The organism is Streptomyces sp. M41(2017) (genome assembly GCF_002078175.1).
Lineage (GTDB): Bacteria > Actinomycetota > Actinomycetes > Streptomycetales > Streptomycetaceae > Streptomyces.
In genome coordinates, this window is the sequence record NZ_MWFK01000001.1 from 3615018 (window position 1) to 3631580 (window position 16563).

The window sequence follows — 16563 nt, forward strand, 5'->3', positions numbered from 1 at the left end:
GCACCCAGCCGTTCGAGAGGAGCAGAAACGACATGAAGGCACTCCAGTACCGCACCATCGGCGCCGCCCCCGAGGTGGTCACCGTCCCCGACCCCGAACCCGGCCCGGGGCAGGTCCTGTTGAAGGTCACCGCCGCCGGCGTCTGTCACTCGGACATCGCGGTCATGAGCTGGCCCGCCGAGAGCTTCCCGTACGCCCTGCCGCTGACCCTCGGGCACGAGGGCGCCGGCACGGTCGCCGCACTCGGCGACGGCGTGAGCGGGGTCGCGGTGGGTGACGAGGTCGCCGTCTACGGACCGTGGGGCTGCGGCGTCTGCGCCAAGTGCGCGGAGGGCAAGGAGAACTACTGCCTGCGCGCCGACGAGCTCGGCATCCGGCCGCCCGGACTCGGCGCCCCCGGCGCGATGGCCGAGTACCTCCTCGTCGACGACCCCCGGCACCTCGTGCCGACCGACGGCCTCGACCCGGTCGCGGCCGTCCCGCTCACCGACGCCGGCCTCACCCCGTACCACGCGATCAAGCGGTCCCTGCCGAAGCTGACGCCCGGCTCGACCGCGGTGGTCATCGGCACCGGTGGCCTCGGGCACGTCGCCATCCAGCTGCTGCGCGCGATGACGTCCGCCCGGGTGATCGCCCTCGACGTCAGCGAGGACAAGCTCGCGCTCGCCCGCACGGTGGGGGCCCACGAGGCCGTGCTCTCCGACGCCGGAGCGGCCGCGAAGGTGCGCGAACTCACCGGCGGTATCGGCGCCCAGGCCGTCTTCGACTTCGTCGGCGCCGAGCCGACCGTCCGCACCGCCGGTGCCGTCGCCGCCGTCGAGGGCGACATCGGCATCGTCGGCATCGGCGGCGGCGCCCTGCCCGTCGGGTTCGGCTCGCTGCCCTTCGAGGTGTCCGTCACCGCGCCCTACTGGGGCTCCCGCGGTGAACTCATCGAGGTCCTCGACCTCGCCCGGGCCGGCGCCGTCTCCGTCCACACCGAGACGTACTCGCTCGACGAGGCGCCCCTCGCGTACGAGCGGCTGCACGCCGGGAAGATCAACGGGCGCGCCGTGATCCTGCCGAACGGCTGAGGCAGTCACGGGCTGACGGGCCTGTGGAGACGAGGTTCCGGCTCGTCAGCCCTTCGTCACCCACCGGTACTGCAACTCCGGCCGCCCCACCGTCCCGTACTGCGGGGCGCGGGCGGCCCGGCCCGCCTCCACCAGGTGTTCCAGGTAGCGGCGGGCCGTGATCCGGGAGATGCCGACGGCCTCGGCGACCCTGGCCGCCGTCAGGCCGTCGGCGCAGTCCCGCAGGGTGACGGTCACGCGCTCCAGGGTCGGCGCGCTCAGCCCCTTGGGCAGCGCCGCGGGCCCGGGCGCGCGCAGGGCCGCAAGCGCCCGGTCCACCTCGTCCTGGCCGCTCGCCTCACCGGCCGCGGCGCGGAACTCGGCGTACCGGACGAGCCGGTCGCGCAGGGTCGCGAAGGTGAACGGCTTCAGCACGTACTGCACGACCCCGAGCGACACACCCTCCCGTACGACCGCCAGGTCCCGCGCGGACGTCACCGCTATCACGTCGGCGTGGTACCCGGCCGCCCGCAGCGAACGGGCGAGCTGGAGGCCGTGCCCGTCCGGCAGGTGCAGGTCGAGCAGCAGCAGGTCCACCGGCGTACGGTCCAGCGCGCGACGTGCCTCGGCCCCCGTGTGCGCCTTCCCGACAGCCGTGAAGCCGGGCACCCGCCCCACGTACATGAGGTGCGCGTCGGCGGCCACGGGATCGTCCTCGACCACGAGCACCCGGATCGGATCGGTCATACATCGCCTCCGTGCAGGGCGGACCGCGTCGGACGGCCGGGGTGGATGGACTGACGCGGCACGGAGCCGGGTTCCGGGGCGGGCGGTCCTGACTCCGGGACCGGGTGGAGATCCGGTTCCGGGTCCGTGACCAGGGCCCGGTCCTGGCCGGGGACGGAATCCCTCTCCGTGTCGGCGGGCGGGTCCGGGACGGCGCCCGTGCCTGTGTGGGCGAGCGGGTCCGGGACAGTGCCCGTGCCGGCGTGGGGCGGCGCAGCCGGGACGGTACCCGTGCCCATCTCGGCGTGCGGGGGCGCGACGGCGCCCGTGCCCGGGTCGGTGGGTGCGGTCGGCAGGGGGAGGTGGGCCTCGAACTCCGCTCCGCCGCCCGGTGCCTCCCGGACCGTGAGCGTGCCCGCGTGGCGCAGGACCGTCTGGCGGACCAGGGCCAGGCCGAGGCCGCGGCCCGCGGGGCCCGCCGGTTTCGTGGACCAGCCGCGCTGGAAGACCTGCTCGGCGTGGGCGGGGTCCACCCCCGGACCGGTGTCGGCGACCCGCAGGACGAGCACCGCGTCGTCCGTGAACGCCGTCACCGTGACCCGTGCGCGGGTCGTGCCCTGCGCGGCGTCCATCGCGTTGTCGATCAGATTGCCGAGGACCGTGACCAGGTCGCGGGCGGAGAGCGAGGCCGGGAGCAGCCCGTCGTCGATGCCGCTGTCCTCGGACACCACCAGCTCCACCCCGCGCTCGTTCGCCTGAGCCGCCTTGCCCAGCAGCAGCGCCGCGAGGACGGGTTCGCTGACCGCGGAGACCACCTCGTCGGTGAGGGCCTGCGCCAGCTCCAGCTCCGCGGTCGCGAAGTCGACGGCCTCCTCGGCGCGGCCCAGCTCGATCAGCGAGACCATCGTGTGCAGCCGGTTCGCCGCCTCGTGCGCCTGCGAGCGCAGAGCCTGGGTGAAGCCCCGCTCCGAGTCCAGCTCGCCCGTCAGCGACTGGAGTTCGGTCACATCGCGCAACGTCACCACGGTGCCCCGGCGCTCCCCGCCGGACACCGGCGAGGTGTTCACCACGAGGACCCGCGTGTCCGTCAGATGCACCTCGTCCACGCGGGACTCCGCCGACAGCAGCGCGCCGGTGAGCGGCGCGGGCAGCCCGAGGTCGGCCACCGAGTGGCCGACCACCCCGTCCGTGACACCGAGCAGTTCCCGGCCGCCGTCGTTCATCAGCGCCACCCGGAACTGCCCGTCCAGCATCAGCAGACCCTCGCGCACCGCGTGCAGCGCGGCCTGGTGGTAGTCGTGCATACGGCTCAGCTCGCCCGCGTTCATCCCGTGGGTGGAGCGCCGGAGCCGGGCGTTGATGACGTACGTTCCGATGCCGCCGAGCAGCAGCGCGCCCGCCGCGACCCCGATGAGTGCCGTGACCTGGTCCTGGACGCGCTTGGTGATCGCCTCGACCTTGATGCCGGCGCTGACCAGGCCGATGGTCCCGCCGTCGACCCGGATCGGGGTGACGGCGCGCACGGAGGGGCCGAGGCTGCCCGTGTACGTCTCCGTGAAGGAGCGGCCGGCGAGGGCCGGGCCGATGTGCCCGAGGAAGTGCTGCCCTATGAGGGTCTCGTCGGGATGCGTCCAGCGGATGCCGCGCGGGTCCATGATCGTGACGAAGTCGACCTCGGTGTCCCGCTGCACCTGGAGGGCGTACGGCTGGAGCCGCTCGGTCGGGTGGGCGGTGCCGATGGCCTCGTGGACCGACGGGGCGTCCGCGACGGAGCGGGCGACCGCCATCGCCTGCCGGCCCGCGGCCTCCTCGGCCTGGCTGCGGTCGCTGACGTACGTGAACAGCGCGTATCCGGCGACGAGGACCGCGATCAGCACGGCCTGCATGCCGAAGAGCTGGCCGGCGAGGCTGCGGGGTCGCGGGACGCGGGGAAGGCGCATGCCGTTCAGTGTGCCTCGCCCGCGCGAGTGCTCCACCGGGCAGGACCCGCGCGGTCCGCGCGGCGTGAAATCGCCCGGCGGCGCGGCGTGAACTCAATGAACGGAAGGGTGACCGCCCTCACACGCCGGGAGATAGTCCCCTCATCCCCCCGGGAGCCCACGCCCCCGGACCCCCGGACGTGAGCCGCACGCCGGGTACCGCCGGACGTGAGCCGCACGCCGGATGATGCCGATGACGTCGTCAAGGAGGGCAGCCGTGGCCAGCACATCGCAGACGGCACCTGCCGCACCCGCCGCCAAACGGGACCGCACGCACTACCTGTACCTCGCCGTGATCGGCGCCGTGATCCTCGGTATCGCCGTGGGCCTGATCGCCCCCGACTTCGCGGTCGAGCTCAAGCCCATCGGCACCGGCTTCGTGAACCTGATCAAGATGATGATCTCGCCGATCATCTTCTGCACCATCGTGCTGGGCATCGGTTCGGTACGGAAGGCCGCGAAGGTCGGCGCCGTCGGCGGGATCGCGCTCGGCTACTTCCTGGTGATGTCCCTGGTCGCGCTCGCCATCGGCCTGGTCGTCGGCAACATCCTGGACCCGGGCAGCAGCCTCGCGATGACCGACGCGGTCAAGGAGGCGGGCCAGGGCCAGGTGTCGGCGGAGGCGCTGCCGCCGGTGGACTTCGTGCTCTCGATCATCCCGACCACCATGGTCTCGGCGTTCACCGAGGGCCAGGTCCTGCAGACCCTGCTCGTCGCGCTCCTCACCGGCTTCGCCCTGCAGGCGATGGGGTCGGCCGGACAGCCCGTGCTGCGCGGCATCGAGCACATCCAGCGGCTCGTCTTCCGCATCCTCGCGATGGTCATGTGGGCCGCCCCGCTCGGCGCCTTCGGCGCCATCGCCGCCGTCACCGGCTCCGCTGGCGTCGACGCCCTGAAGAGCCTCGCCGTGCTGATGCTCGGCTTCTACGTCACCTGCTTCCTCTTCGTGTTCCTCGTGCTCGGCACGGTGCTGCGGGTGGTGACGGGCCTGAACATCTTCACGTTCCTCAAGTACCTGGGCCGCGAGTTCCTGCTGATCCTGTCCACGTCGTCCTCCGAGTCCGCCCTGCCGCGCCTCATCGCGAAGCTGGAGCACCTGGGCGTCGGCAAGTCGGTCGTCGGCATCACCGTGCCGACCGGTTACTCCTTCAACCTCGACGGCACGATGATCTACATGACCATGGCGTCGCTGTACATCGCCGACGCGATGGGCACGCCGATGTCGATCGGGGAGCAGATCCCGCTGCTGCTCTTCCTCCTCGTCGCCTCCAAGGGCGCCGCGGGCGTCAGCGGCGCGGGTCTCGCCACGCTGGCCGGAGGCCTCCAGTCGCACAAGCCCGCCCTGGTGGACGGGGTCGGTCTGATCGTCGGCATCGACCGCTTCATGAGCGAGGCGCGCGCGCTGACCAACTTCGCGGGCAACGCCGTCGCGACGGTCCTGATCGGCACCTGGACGAACGAGATCGACAAGGAGCGGGTCGCCGAGGTCCTCGCCGGGCGGCTGCCCTTCGACGAGAAGACCCTGCTCGACGAGTCGGGCACGGCCGGTGACGCCGCCGACGCGCCGGACGTACCGGAACAGGGCGGCGAGAAGGAACTGGCCAAGGCGTAGAGCGCCCCGCCCGGGACCGGCCCGCGTCGGATCTCCGGCGCGGACGCCCCCCACCGGACCGGCACACGCCGGTCCGCCAGACGCCGGCCGGCCGGGCCGCACCCCCCGCGGGCCCGGCCGGCCGGTTCCGGGCCGGGCGACGGACGGGACGGGACCCCTGACCCCGGCCCGTTCAGTCGCTCAGCTCCGCCACCAACGCGGTGGCGCGTGAGGCGGGTACGCCCGCCGCGGCCAGCATGGTGACCGCGGCGGAGCGGCCCGCCTCCTGTGCTGCCAGCAGCCCGTCGTTCACCGCCTCCATGAGCGCGAACAGGGTCTGCTCGTGCACGTACGCCAGCGCGTGCGGCGGCAGCGGCGACACGAACACGCCCTGCTCCAGGCCGCGCCGGAGGATCTCCGCGCAGGCTTCCCGGACCGGCGTGAGCCGCTCGCGGATGCCCTGCATGGTGACGCTCCGCTGGGCGAGCGCGACCAGCAGCCGGTAGCGGTCGGCGATCTCCCAGACGGCGAGCGTCGAGCGGGCGAGGGACTCCGCCGGGTCCGCGACCCCCTCACGGCCCGCCGCGTGCGCCGCGGCCACGGCGGCCACCGCCTCGTCGGTCAGCGTGCCGACCAGCGCCTCCCGGCTGGGGAAGTGTCCGTACACCGTGCGCCGTACGACGCCCGCCGCCTTGGCGATCTGGTCCATGGACGCGTCGGGGTCGCGCAGCAGCTCGGCCAGCGCGACATCGAGGATGCGGCGGCGGTTCACATCGGCGCGGCTCGGGTTACCCGTGGTCATGGCTGCCATTCTGCCCGGCTCCCGGGCGCCCTCACGTCCTGCGGTCGTCATGGCTCCACCTCCTGATTTGCACAGCGCTGTGCAACCTCGTACATTGCACATGGTTGTGTAATTGCACGCCACTGTGCAAGTCCCGGCGCGGGCCGATCCCCGTTCCGGACGATGGAGGAGGGCGACCGTGGCCATGCGTCTCGTCATGAACGAACCGGTCGAGAGGATGGACCGGCCCTATGCCCGGCGCTGGTGGGCACTGCTCGTGCTCTGCCTGAGCCTGCTGATCATCGTGATGGCGAACACCGCCCTCACCGTCGCGGCCCCGGACATGACCCAGGACCTCGGCCTGTCCAGCGCCGACCTGCAATGGGTCATCGACGGCTACACGGTGCCCTACGCCGCGCTGATGCTGCTGCTCGGCGCGATCGGCGACAAATACAGCCGTCGCGGCGCGCTCGTCCTCGGACTCGTCGTCTTCGGCGGCGGCGCGGTCGCCGGATCGCTCGTCGACAGCTCCACGGGCGTCATCGCCGCCCGCGCCGTGATGGGCGTCGGCGCCGCGCTGATCATGCCCGCGACGCTCTCCCTGCTCGCCGCGACCTTCCCGCGCGCCGAGCGGGCCAAGGCGATCGTCCTGTGGACGGCCACCGCCGGGCTCGCCATCGCCGCCGGACCGCTGGTCGCCGGCGCCCTGCTGGAGCACCACGGCTGGTCGTCGACGTTCCTCATCAACGTGCCGATCGCCGTCCTCGCCATCGTCGGCGCCCTCGTCCTCGTCCCGCCGTCCAGCGCCGCGCACCGCCACCGCATCGACTACGTCGGCGGTCTGCTCTCCGTGGTCTGGATCGGCTCGCTCGTCTACATGATCATCGAGGGGCCCCACTTCGGCTGGGGAGTGAAGGCCGTCTCCGCCGCCGTGGTCGCCGGCGCGGGCCTGCTCCTGTTCGTCCTGTGGGAGCTGCGCCACCCGCGCCCGGTCGTCGACGTACGCCGCTTCGCGCAACGCCGCTTCGCGGGCTCGAACCTCGCCGTCGCCCTCTTCTTCCTCGCCGTCTTCGGCGCCTTCTACTACCTCACCCAGCACCTCCAGTTCGTCCTCGGCTACGACGCCCTGGACACCGGCGTACGGATGCTGCCGCTGGCCGGAGCCGTCTTCGTGGGCTCGGCACTCACCGGCTACCTCACCCCGCGCGTCGGCATGCGGATCACGGTCACCGCCGGCATGGTCGGCGGGACGGCGGCCCTCGCTCTCCTCACCCGGGTCGACGCCGCCTCGTCGTACGGCGACTTCGTCGTGCCGCTCGTCATCCTCGGCCTCGCCATCGGGCTCGCCCTGTCGCCCTGCACGGACGCCATCATGGGCGCGTTCCCCGAGGCGGAACTGGGCGTCGGCGGCGCGGTCAACGACACCTCGCTGGAACTCGGCGGCTCGCTCGGCATCGCGATCCTCGGCTCGGTGCTGGCGGGCTCGTACTCCTCGCACCTCACGGACGCGACGGCGGGCAGCAAGCTGCCGGCGGACGCGCTGTCCACCGCCCAGGACTCGGTGGGCGCCGGATACGCCGTCGCCCAGGGCATCGGCGACAAGGCCCGTCAGCTCGGCGAGCAGGCGGCACACACGACGGACGCGGGGCAGGCCGCCCAGCTGAAGGCGCAGGCCGGTCAACTCGCCGACGGCGCCCGGCAGATGACCGACGCGGTCGGCTCGTCCTTCTCGGACGCGGTGGCGCACACGAGCCTCGTCGGCGCACTGATCCTCGGCGTCGGCACGGTCCTGGTCGCCGTGCTGCTGCCCCGCAAGGGACACCCGAAGACCGGCTCCGAGACCGACGCCGAGACCGGCTCCGAGCCGGGCACCGGGTCGGGCGAGCACGCCGAGGCGGGGATGGCCGCGGAGAACGGCGCGGACTCCGCAGCACCTGCCGAAGCCGAGGCCGAGGACGGAGCCAGTGCCGGGGCTGCCGGAGCCGGTGTCGAGGACGGCGCCGGAGTCGACGTCGCCGAGTCGCCGGACGCGAGCGCCTCGGCGGCGCGCGCGGGCCGCTGACCCCGGCGCTCCGGAACCGCGGCCCCCGGGCTGTCGTCTCGTACACCGTGCACTAGCGTGCCGTGCCGGACAGACCGGCACGGCACGGCACGTTCTGTGGAGGACGGCGAGCATGAAGATCGACTGGGACCGGCGTACCTGTGCGCGGCGCGGGCATGTGACGTACGCGCCCGTCGAGGGGGCGCTGCGGGAGCGGCTGCGGGCCGAGACGGGGCTGGGCGAGGCCTGGCGCTGTCTGCGCTGCGGCGACTTCGCGCTCGGCGACCCGCACGGCTCGGGCCCCGCCGCCGAGGCGCCGCTCGTGCCGCGCGGCAAGGTGCTGCGCGACCTCTTCATCCTGCGCTTCCTGGCGATCGAGCGGGCGGTGCGCGGCGTGTTCATCGTGCTGGTCGCCGTGGCCGTGTGGAGGTTCAGCAACAGCCAGGACGCGGTGCGCCGGCTCTTCGACGAGTATCTGGACGTCCTGCGGCCCGTGTTCCGGCACTTCCACTACGACCTCGACCACTCGCCGGTGGTCGGCACGATCCAGAAGACGTTCGGCTACAAGCACTCCACGCTGCTGCTGGTCGCGGTCCTGCTGCTCGTGTACGCCCTCATCGAGATCGTCGAGGCGGTCGGCCTCTGGTACGCCAAACGCTGGGCGGAGTACCTCACGGTCGTCGCCACCGCCGCCTTCCTCCCGCTGGAGGTCTACGAACTCACCGAGCACATCAGCTGGCTGAAGATCGCCACCCTGGTCCTGAACATCCTCGCCGTCCTCTACATCGCCCTGGCCAAGCGCCTGTTCGGCCTGCGCGGGGGACACCGGGCCTTCGAGGCGGAACGGCAGAGCGCCTCGCTCCTGGAGATCGAGGAGTCGGCCGGCGTCATGGTGTGACCCCTCGGCGCCGGGGCGCCCGCGTCGACCGGACGACGGCCGAGGAGCCCGGGGCGGGTCGGTCACCCTTGCCGGGGGTCTCCGCGACGGCCCGCGAGGGCTTGCCTTGACGTCGGCGTCAAGGATTACCGTCGGGTCATGCGAATCGGCGAGCTGGCGACGCGGGCCGGGACGACCACACGGACCCTGCGCTACTACGAGTCGCGGGGGCTGCTGCCCGCGCGGCGCGGCGAGAACGGGTACCGGACGTACGGCGAGGACGACCTGAAACTGCTCCGGCAGATCAGGACGCTCCAGGACTTCGGGTTCGACCTGGAGGAGACGCGGCCCTTCGTGGAGTGTCTGCGGGCCGGGCACCCCGAGGGCGACGCGTGTCCCGCCTCCCTGGAGGTCTACCGCCGCAAGCTCGGCGAGCTCGACGCACTGATCGGCGAGCTGCGGTCGGTGCGGGCACAGGTCGGCGAACAGCTGACGCGGGCGGAGCGGGCCCGTGACGAGCTGGCGGCCGACGCGCTGGTTCCGGGAGGTCCGGAACCCGTATGCGAGCTGGGAGGGCGGACGCGATGATCAGAGCGGCAGGCGTGACCGAGGTGACGGACGAGGACTTCGCGGCGGAGGTGATCGGGGCGGATCTGCCCGTCCTGGTGGAGTTCACCGCCGACTGGTGCCCGCCCTGCCGGCAGATGGGCCCGGTGCTGAGCGAGCTGGCTTTCGAGGAGGGCGACCGGTTCCGCGTCGTCCAGCTGGACGTGGACACCAATCCGGAGACGACGCTCGCCTATGGAGTGCTCTCGATGCCGACGTTCATGGTTTTCCGTGACGGGGAACCGGTGAAGTCGATGGTGGGCGCCCGCGCGAAGCGGCGACTGCTCCAAGAGGTGTCCGACGTGCTCTGAGCCCGTCGCCACAGGCCACCCCGGAACACAGAAAATCCCCTGGGCAATTGCGCCCGGGGGATTCTTTTGCGTATATTCAATGCTTTGCGACTTTGGAACCTCAAGTCACAAAGAAGTTCACGATGCAGAGTATATCCGGGCGGGAGCGGAATTGTCAAACAAGGGCTCACACACAGAATTCCCCGACGATGAACTGCGGCACGAGCAGGAATTCATCGACGGGCTGTACGCGCGCGTGGACGCCCTGCGCGGTGTCACCGAGGCCTCCGTCGAGGACGCCCTCGCCCAGGGCAACACGCCCATGCAGGCCCGCCTCGAACGGGACGTCCTGGTCGCCGAGCGCTCGGGCCTCCTCGCCGCGCTGAACGCCGTGGACGGCTCGCTCTGCTTCGGCCGGATCGACCTGTCCCCGGAACAGGGCGCGTCCACCCCCGCGGTCAGTCACCACATCGGCCGCATCGGCGTCCGCGCCGACGACACCGAGCGCACCCCGATCCTCATCGACTGGCGGGCCCCCGTCGCCCGCCCCTTCTACCTGGCCACCGGCCACACCCCCATGGGCCTGCGCCGCCGGCGGCACATCACCACCGACGGGCGGCACGTCACCGACCTGCACGACGAGATCCTCGACCTCGGCGACCGCGAGCGCACCGGACACGAGGACCCGACCGGTGACGCCGTACTGCTCGCCGCGCTCAACTCGGCCCGCACCGGCCGGATGAGCGACATCGTGCAGACCATCCAGGCCGAACAGGACAGGATCATCCGCGCCCCGCACCGGGGCGTCATGGTCGTCGAGGGCGGCCCCGGCACCGGCAAGACGGCCGTCGCCCTGCACCGTGCCGCCTACCTGCTCTACGAACACCGCGAACTGCTCGCGAAGCGGGCCGTCCTCATCGTCGGCCCCAACCCCGCCTTCCTCGGCTACATCGGCGAGGTGCTGCCCTCGCTCGGCGAGACCGGCGTCCTGCTCTCGACCGTCGGCGAACTCTTCCCCGGTGTCCACGCGACCGCCCCCGACACCCCCGAGGCCGCCGCGGTGAAGGGCCGCGCCGCGATGGCGGAGGTCCTCGCCGGCGCGGTCCGGGACCGCCAGGCGCTCCCCGACCCGGTGATCGCCATCGAGCACGACCGGGACATCCTGATGCTCGACGCGGGTCTCGTCCAGGTCGCCCGGGACCGCACCCGCGCCGCGGACCTGCCGCACAACGTGGCCCGCGAACACTTCGAGGGGCACATCCTCAACACCCTCACCGACATGCTCGCCGAACGCATCGGCACCGACCCCTTCGACGGCTCCAACCTGCTCGACCCGAGCGACATCACCCAGATCCGGGACGAACTCGCCGAGAACCCCGACGTGTGGTCGGCCATCGACCAGTTGTGGCCGAGGCTGACCCCGCAGCGGCTCGTCGCCGACCTGCTGGCCGATCCGCGCGGCCACGTCACGGACGAGGACGCCGCGGCGATCCGCCGCCCGGTCACCGGACCCGACGACTGGACCGCCGCAGACGTCCCCCTCCTCGACGAGGCGGCCGAACTGCTGGGAGAGGACGACCGGATCACCCGGGCCCTCGCCGACCAGGAGCGCCGCACCCAGATCGCGTACGCGCAGGGCGTGCTGGACGTCTCCTACGCCTCACGGACGTACGAGTTCGAGGACAAGGAGGAGGAGGACTCCGAGGTCCTGTCCGCGCACAACATCATCGACGCCGAGCGGATGGCCGAACGGCACGAGGAGGACGACCACCGCAGCGCCGCGGAACGGGCCGCCGCCGACCGGACCTGGGCCTTCGGGCACATCATCGTCGACGAGGCGCAGGAGTTGTCGCCGATGGCGTGGCGGCTGCTGATGCGGCGCACCCCGACCCGTTCGATGACCCTCGTGGGCGACCCCGCGCAGACCGCGGAGGCGGCGGGCGTCGGCTCCTGGGAGGAGATCCTCTCGCCGTACGTCGGGGACCGCTGGGAGCACACCCGGCTGGGCGTCAACTACCGCACGCCGTCCGAGATCATGGACGTCGCCGCCGGGGTGCTGCGCTCCGAGCGCCCCGGATTCGAACCGCCCCGCTCCGTCCGCTCCACCGGGGTGCGGCCCTGGGCCCGCGACGCCGGCGACGACCTGCCCGGTGCCGTGGCCAAGGCGGTCGGCGAACTGACCCCGGCCGAGGGGCGGCTCGCGGTGATCGCGCCGCGCGCCCTGCACACCGCGCTCGCCGGACGGCTGGACGGGATCACGGCGGGCGAGGAGCCGGACCTGACCCGCACGGTGGTCCTCCTCGACCCCCGGCAGGCCAAGGGGCTGGAGTTCGACTCCGTGCTGGTGGTCGACCCCGCGTCGTACGGCACGAGCGACCTGTACGTGGCGCTGACCCGGGCCACCCAGTCCCTGGGCATCCTGCACACGGGCGAGCTGCCCACCTCGCTCCGGGACGCCGGGCTGGAGTGAGCGCCCGACCGGACCGGGCACCGGGCGCATCCGGGGCACCGCACGGCGCGGCCCCCGGCGGTCACACCGCCGGGGGCCGCGCCGCGTCCGGTCAGGCCGGCCGCAGCCACACCGTCGAGAGCGGCGGCAGGGTCAGCTGGATGCTGGCCGGGCGGCCGTGCCAGGCCGTGGGCTCCGGCTTGACCGGGTGCGGGTTGGTGACGTCGCTGCCGCCGTAGCGCAGCGTGTCGGTGTTGAGGACCTCGTGCCAGGCGGGGATGTCCTCGGGGACGCCGAGGCGGTAGTTGTGGCGCACGGCGGGGGAGAAGTGCGAGACGGCGAGCAGCGGGGTGCCGTCGGCGGCGTGGCGCAGGAACGCGAACACGTTGTCGTCGGCGGAGTCACCGGTGACCCAGGCGAACCCGGACGGATCCGTGTCCCGCTCCCACAGGGCCGGGTCGTCGCGGTAGACCGTGTTGAGGTCCCGGACCAGGTCGCGCACCCCGCGGTGGTCGGCCTCGGCGCCGTAGGCGGGGTCGAGGAGCCACCAGTCCGGCCCGTGCGCCTCGGACCACTCCGCTCCCTGCGCGAACTCCTGCCCCATGAAGAGGAGTTGCTTGCCGGGGTGGGCCCACATGAAGGCCAGGTAGGCGCGCAGCGTGGCGCGCTGCTGCCACCAGTCGCCGGGCATCTTGGAGACGAGCGAGCGTTTGCCGTGGACGACCTCGTCGTGGGAGATCGGCAGCACGTAGTTCTCGCTGTAGGCGTACACCATCGAGAACGTCATCTCGTTGTGGTGGTACTTCCGGTGGACCGGCTCGTGGGCCACGTAGTCCAGCGAGTCGTGCATCCAGCCCATGTTCCACTTCAGCCCGAAGCCCAGCCCGCCGAAGCCCCCGGGACCGGTGTGGTGGGTGGCCCGGGTGACCCCGTCCCAGGCCGTCGACTCCTCGGCCACGGTGACGACACCCGGGTTGCGGCGGTAGACGGTGGCGTTCATCTCCTGGAGGAACGCCACCGCGTCCAGGTTCTCCCGCCCGCCGTGCTCGTTGGGGCTCCACTGGCCGGGCTCGCGGGAGTAGTCGAGGTAGAGCATGGAGGCCACCGCGTCGACGCGGAGGCCGTCGATGTGGAACTCCTCGCACCAGTAGGTGGCGTTGGCGACGAGGAAGTTGCGGACCTCGCGCCGGCCGTAGTCGAACTCCAGGGTTCCCCAGTCGGGGTGGTCGGCGCGCTGCGGGTCGGCGTGCTCGTACAGCGGGCGTCCGTCGAAGGCGGCGAGCGCCCAGTCGTCGCGCGGGAAGTGCGCCGGCACCCAGTCCATCAGCACGCCGATGCCGGCCCGGTGGAGCGCGTCGACCAGGTACTTGAAGTCGTCCGGGGTGCCCAGCCGGGCGGTCGGCGCGTAGAAACCGGTCACCTGGTAGCCCCACGAACCGCCGAAGGGATGCTCGGCTATGGGCATCAGCTCGACATGCGTGAAGCCCAGGTCGGCGACGTACGCGGGAAGCTGCTCCGCCAGCTGGCGATAGGTCAAGCCAGGTCGCCAGGAGGGGAGATGGACCTCGTAGACCGAGAACGGAGCCTCGTGGGCCGGCCGTTCGGCCCTCTTCCCCAGCCACCGGGCGTCCTGCCAGACGTGGTGCGACGCGTGCACGACCGAGGAGGTCCTCGGCGGCTCCTCCGTACGGCGGGCCATCGGGTCGGCGCGCAGCGTGTGGGACCCGTCGGGACGCGTGATGTCGAACTTGTACAGCTCGCCCTCACCGACCCCGGGCACGAACAGCTCCCACACCCCGGTGGCGCCGAGCGAGCGCATCGGATGCCCCGTGCCGTCCCAGAAGTTGAAGGCGCCGGCGACCCGGACCCCCTGCGCGTTCGGGGCCCACACCGTGAACCGTGTTCCGGCGACGCCCTGCTGTTCCATCGGCTCCGCGCCGAGCGCCTTCCACAGTTCCTCGTGCCGGCCCTCACCTATCAGGTGCAGGTCCAGTTCGCCGAGCGAGGGAAGGAAGCGGTACGCGTCCTCGGCCTCCACCACCGTGTCCTCGTACGTCACGAACAGCCGGTACGCCTCCGGGACCGCCCGCAGGGGCAGCAGTCCGGAGAAGAACCCGCCGCCGTCGTCCTGGAGTTCGGCCCGCAGGTCCGGGGTGACGACGGTGACGCCGAGCGCGTACGGGCGGAAGACCCGGAAGGCGATGCCGCCCGGCAGCGGGTGCGCCCCCAGCACCCCGTGCGGATTGTGGTGCGTGCCGCTGAGCAGCCGGTCACGGTCGCTCGCGTCGACCCCGGCGAAGACGGGAACCGCGTCCCCGGAGCCGGACCCGAGGGGCTCCGCCGGGAGAGCGGGGCCACTGTCCGGCAGGCCTTGGCCGGTGTCGAGGGAATCCGAACCGGCGTCCGGCAGGTCGGGGCCGCTCTCGGTGAGCGCGGACTCCGGGATCCTCGCCACGGCGCTCACGCCCTTCTTCGAGCTCTTGGAGGCGGAGGACTTCTTGCCGGTGCCGGTCTTCCCGGACACCGCTTTCCCGGCCGCCGTCTTCTTCCCGGCATCCGGCTTCTTCGAGCCGTTCTTCTTCGGACTGTCGTCGGACGGGGGGCGGGGCGTCACGGGAGGGGCCTCCTCGGCAGGGGAACGGAGTCGAGCACAGGGGTGTTCAGGACGACGCGGCGAGCCGCCGCACCGCCGCCAGCGGAACCGGCAGCCAGTCCGGGCGGTGCCGGGCCTCGTACACGACCTCGTACACCGCCTTGTCCGTCTCGAAGGCGCGCAGCAGGACGGGGTCCGTGCGCGGGTCGAGTCCGGAGACCTCGGCGTAGCCGGCGCAGTACGCGGCCCGGCAGGCGTCGGCCCAGCCGGAGGCCGGCGGCTCGGAGGTGCCCTCCGTCCGCGACGAGCCGGCGGCCGGGGGGAGCGAGTGGGCCGCGTAGTCGAAGGAGCGCAGCATGCCCGCGATGTCGCGGGCGGGGGGCTGCGGCATCCGGCGTTCGGCGAGGGGCTTGGACGGTTCGCCCTCGAAGTCGATGAGGGACCACTCCCCGTCGGGCGAGCGAAGGCACTGGCCGAGGTGGAGATCGCCGTGGATGCGCTGCGCGGTCCAGGTGTGGCCCTCCGCGGACAGGTCCGCCAGCGCCTCGAACGCGGTGCGCAGGCCGGGCGCGTAGGGCCGCAGGGCCGGGACCGCCTGTGCGGCGGCCTCCAGGCGCTCGGTCATCGTGTCGACGAGCGGCGCCATCTGGTGGTGGCCCAGAGTCACGGTGGGCAGTGCGCGGGCGAGCGAGGTGTGGACCTCGGCGGTGGCCCGGCCGAGCGCCCGTGCCTCGGCGGTGAAGTCCTCGCCCTTGGCCAGCTCGCGCAGCGCCAGCTCCCAGCCGTCCGTCGCACCCTGCACGAAGGGCTGCAGGACACCGAGCACGTACGTCTCGGCGTCCAGGTCCGCGAGCATCCAGGCCGCGGGTGCCGGAACCCGTGCGCAGTCCTCGCGGGCCAGCGCCAGCGGGAGTTCCAGGTCGGGGTTGACCCCCGGAACGATCCGGCGCAGCACCTTGAGGATGAACGTATCTCCGTACACGATCGAGGAGTTGGACTGTTCCGCCGTGACCAGGCGCGGAACGAGGTCCTCGCGTATCTCCTGGCGGAGGTCGCGCTCGAAGCGCAGGTCGCCGACGCGGGCACCGGTGCGCAGGGCCTCCAGGAGGACACCGGCGGGGCGCGGGTCGTACAGCGCCTCGTACACCGTGCGGCCGGCCAGCGGCCCGTCCTCCAGGTGGCCGATCAACGCGGGCGCCAGATGCGGTGGCAGTACGTCGCGGACACCGATGAGCAGTTGGTAGCAGTCCCCGGGCTGCGAGGACGCGCCGTGCGCGGCGGTGAGCGGCTGATGCGCGCGCACCAGCAGATGAATCAGACCCAACGGGGACGTGGGCGGCAGGAGTTCGACCGCGGCCACCAGGGAGAATCCGGTCACCGGACGCCCCTTGCCCGCGAACCAGCGCTGCCGCGGCAGCCATTCCCGCAGCAGTGGATCGAGTGACGCGAGCAACTCGGGGCGTGCGAGCGGGGCCGGGACGGAGTGGGTTACGGCTTCCGACATGGGCGTCGCGTCCTTTCCCCAGTGCCCGGGTTCCCGGATACCGGGCGAGTCGGGGGTGTTCCTGATGGGTGCCC

12 protein-coding genes are annotated in these 16563 nt (G+C 72.5%); 7 read left to right on the forward strand and 5 right to left on the reverse strand.

Translation table 11 applies throughout. The features are described from left to right. The first annotated feature begins 32 nt into the window (after nt 1-32). The gene (locus tag B0675_RS16075) at nt 33-1073 is read left to right on the forward strand and encodes an NAD(P)-dependent alcohol dehydrogenase (RefSeq protein WP_081219510.1); all 1041 of its coding nucleotides are present in this window, start codon (nt 33-35) and stop codon (nt 1071-1073) included. Between the two features lie 45 nt (nt 1074-1118). Here B0675_RS16075 and B0675_RS16080 read toward each other — a convergent pair whose 3' ends face one another. Together B0675_RS16080 and B0675_RS16085 are read right to left on the reverse strand one after the other, a co-directional pair. Continuing rightward, a complete protein-coding gene (locus B0675_RS16080; protein ID WP_081219511.1) occupies nt 1119-1799 on the reverse strand; it encodes a response regulator in 681 nt (226 codons plus the stop codon). Further along, complete coding sequence (locus B0675_RS16085; RefSeq protein ID WP_081219512.1) at nt 1796-3718, reverse strand: sensor histidine kinase; 1923 nt, start codon at nt 3716-3718, stop codon at nt 1796-1798. The genes B0675_RS16080 and B0675_RS16085 overlap by 4 nt, the downstream gene beginning before the upstream one ends. A 256-nt stretch (nt 3719-3974) precedes the next feature. On the opposite strand from B0675_RS16085, the gene B0675_RS16090 reads away from it, so the two are divergent. Continuing rightward, a complete protein-coding gene (locus B0675_RS16090) occupies nt 3975-5369 on the forward strand; it encodes a cation:dicarboxylase symporter family transporter (RefSeq protein WP_081219513.1) in 1395 nt (464 codons plus the stop codon). A gap of 172 nt (nt 5370-5541) precedes the next feature. Here the strand turns inward: B0675_RS16090 and B0675_RS16095 are convergent, their stop codons facing one another. After that, nucleotides 5542-6150 carry a TetR/AcrR family transcriptional regulator gene (locus B0675_RS16095; RefSeq protein ID WP_081221821.1) on the reverse strand — a complete coding sequence of 203 codons (609 nt, stop codon included), beginning with the start codon at nt 6148-6150 and terminating at the stop codon, nt 5542-5544. Between the two features lie 184 nt (nt 6151-6334). Between B0675_RS16095 and B0675_RS16100 the strand changes: the two genes are divergently transcribed. The 5 genes from B0675_RS16100 to B0675_RS16120 all read left to right on the forward strand — a co-directional run bounded on the left by B0675_RS16100 (nt 6335) and on the right by B0675_RS16120 (nt 12413). Continuing rightward, a complete protein-coding gene (locus B0675_RS16100; RefSeq protein ID WP_241539948.1) occupies nt 6335-8191 on the forward strand; it encodes an MFS transporter in 1857 nt (618 codons plus the stop codon). Nucleotides 8192-8303: 112 nt separating this feature from the next. After that, complete coding sequence (locus B0675_RS16105; protein ID WP_081219514.1) at nt 8304-9068, forward strand: DUF2127 domain-containing protein; 765 nt, start codon at nt 8304-8306, stop codon at nt 9066-9068. Nucleotides 9069-9206: 138 nt separating this feature from the next. Continuing rightward, complete coding sequence (locus B0675_RS16110) at nt 9207-9635, forward strand: MerR family transcriptional regulator (protein WP_081219515.1); 429 nt, start codon at nt 9207-9209, stop codon at nt 9633-9635. Then, complete coding sequence (locus B0675_RS16115; RefSeq protein WP_081221822.1) at nt 9632-9964, forward strand: thioredoxin domain-containing protein; 333 nt, start codon at nt 9632-9634, stop codon at nt 9962-9964. Before B0675_RS16110 ends, B0675_RS16115 begins: the two co-directional genes overlap by 4 nt. A 193-nt stretch (nt 9965-10157) precedes the next feature. Then, nucleotides 10158-12413: a UvrD-helicase domain-containing protein gene (locus tag B0675_RS16120; RefSeq protein WP_241539949.1), complete on the forward strand. Its 2256-nt coding sequence runs from the start codon at nt 10158-10160 to the stop codon at nt 12411-12413. A gap of 91 nt (nt 12414-12504) precedes the next feature. Here the strand turns inward: B0675_RS16120 and glgB are convergent, their stop codons facing one another. Together glgB and B0675_RS16130 are read right to left on the reverse strand one after the other, a co-directional pair. Then, nucleotides 12505-15006, reverse strand: coding sequence for a 1,4-alpha-glucan branching enzyme (gene glgB, locus B0675_RS16125; RefSeq protein WP_081219516.1), 2502 nt, complete (start codon nt 15004-15006; stop codon nt 12505-12507). A gap of 46 nt (nt 15007-15052) precedes the next feature. After that, nucleotides 15053-16489, reverse strand: coding sequence for a phosphotransferase (locus B0675_RS16130; RefSeq protein WP_081219517.1), 1437 nt, complete (start codon nt 16487-16489; stop codon nt 15053-15055). Nucleotides 16490-16563 lie beyond the last annotated feature (74 nt).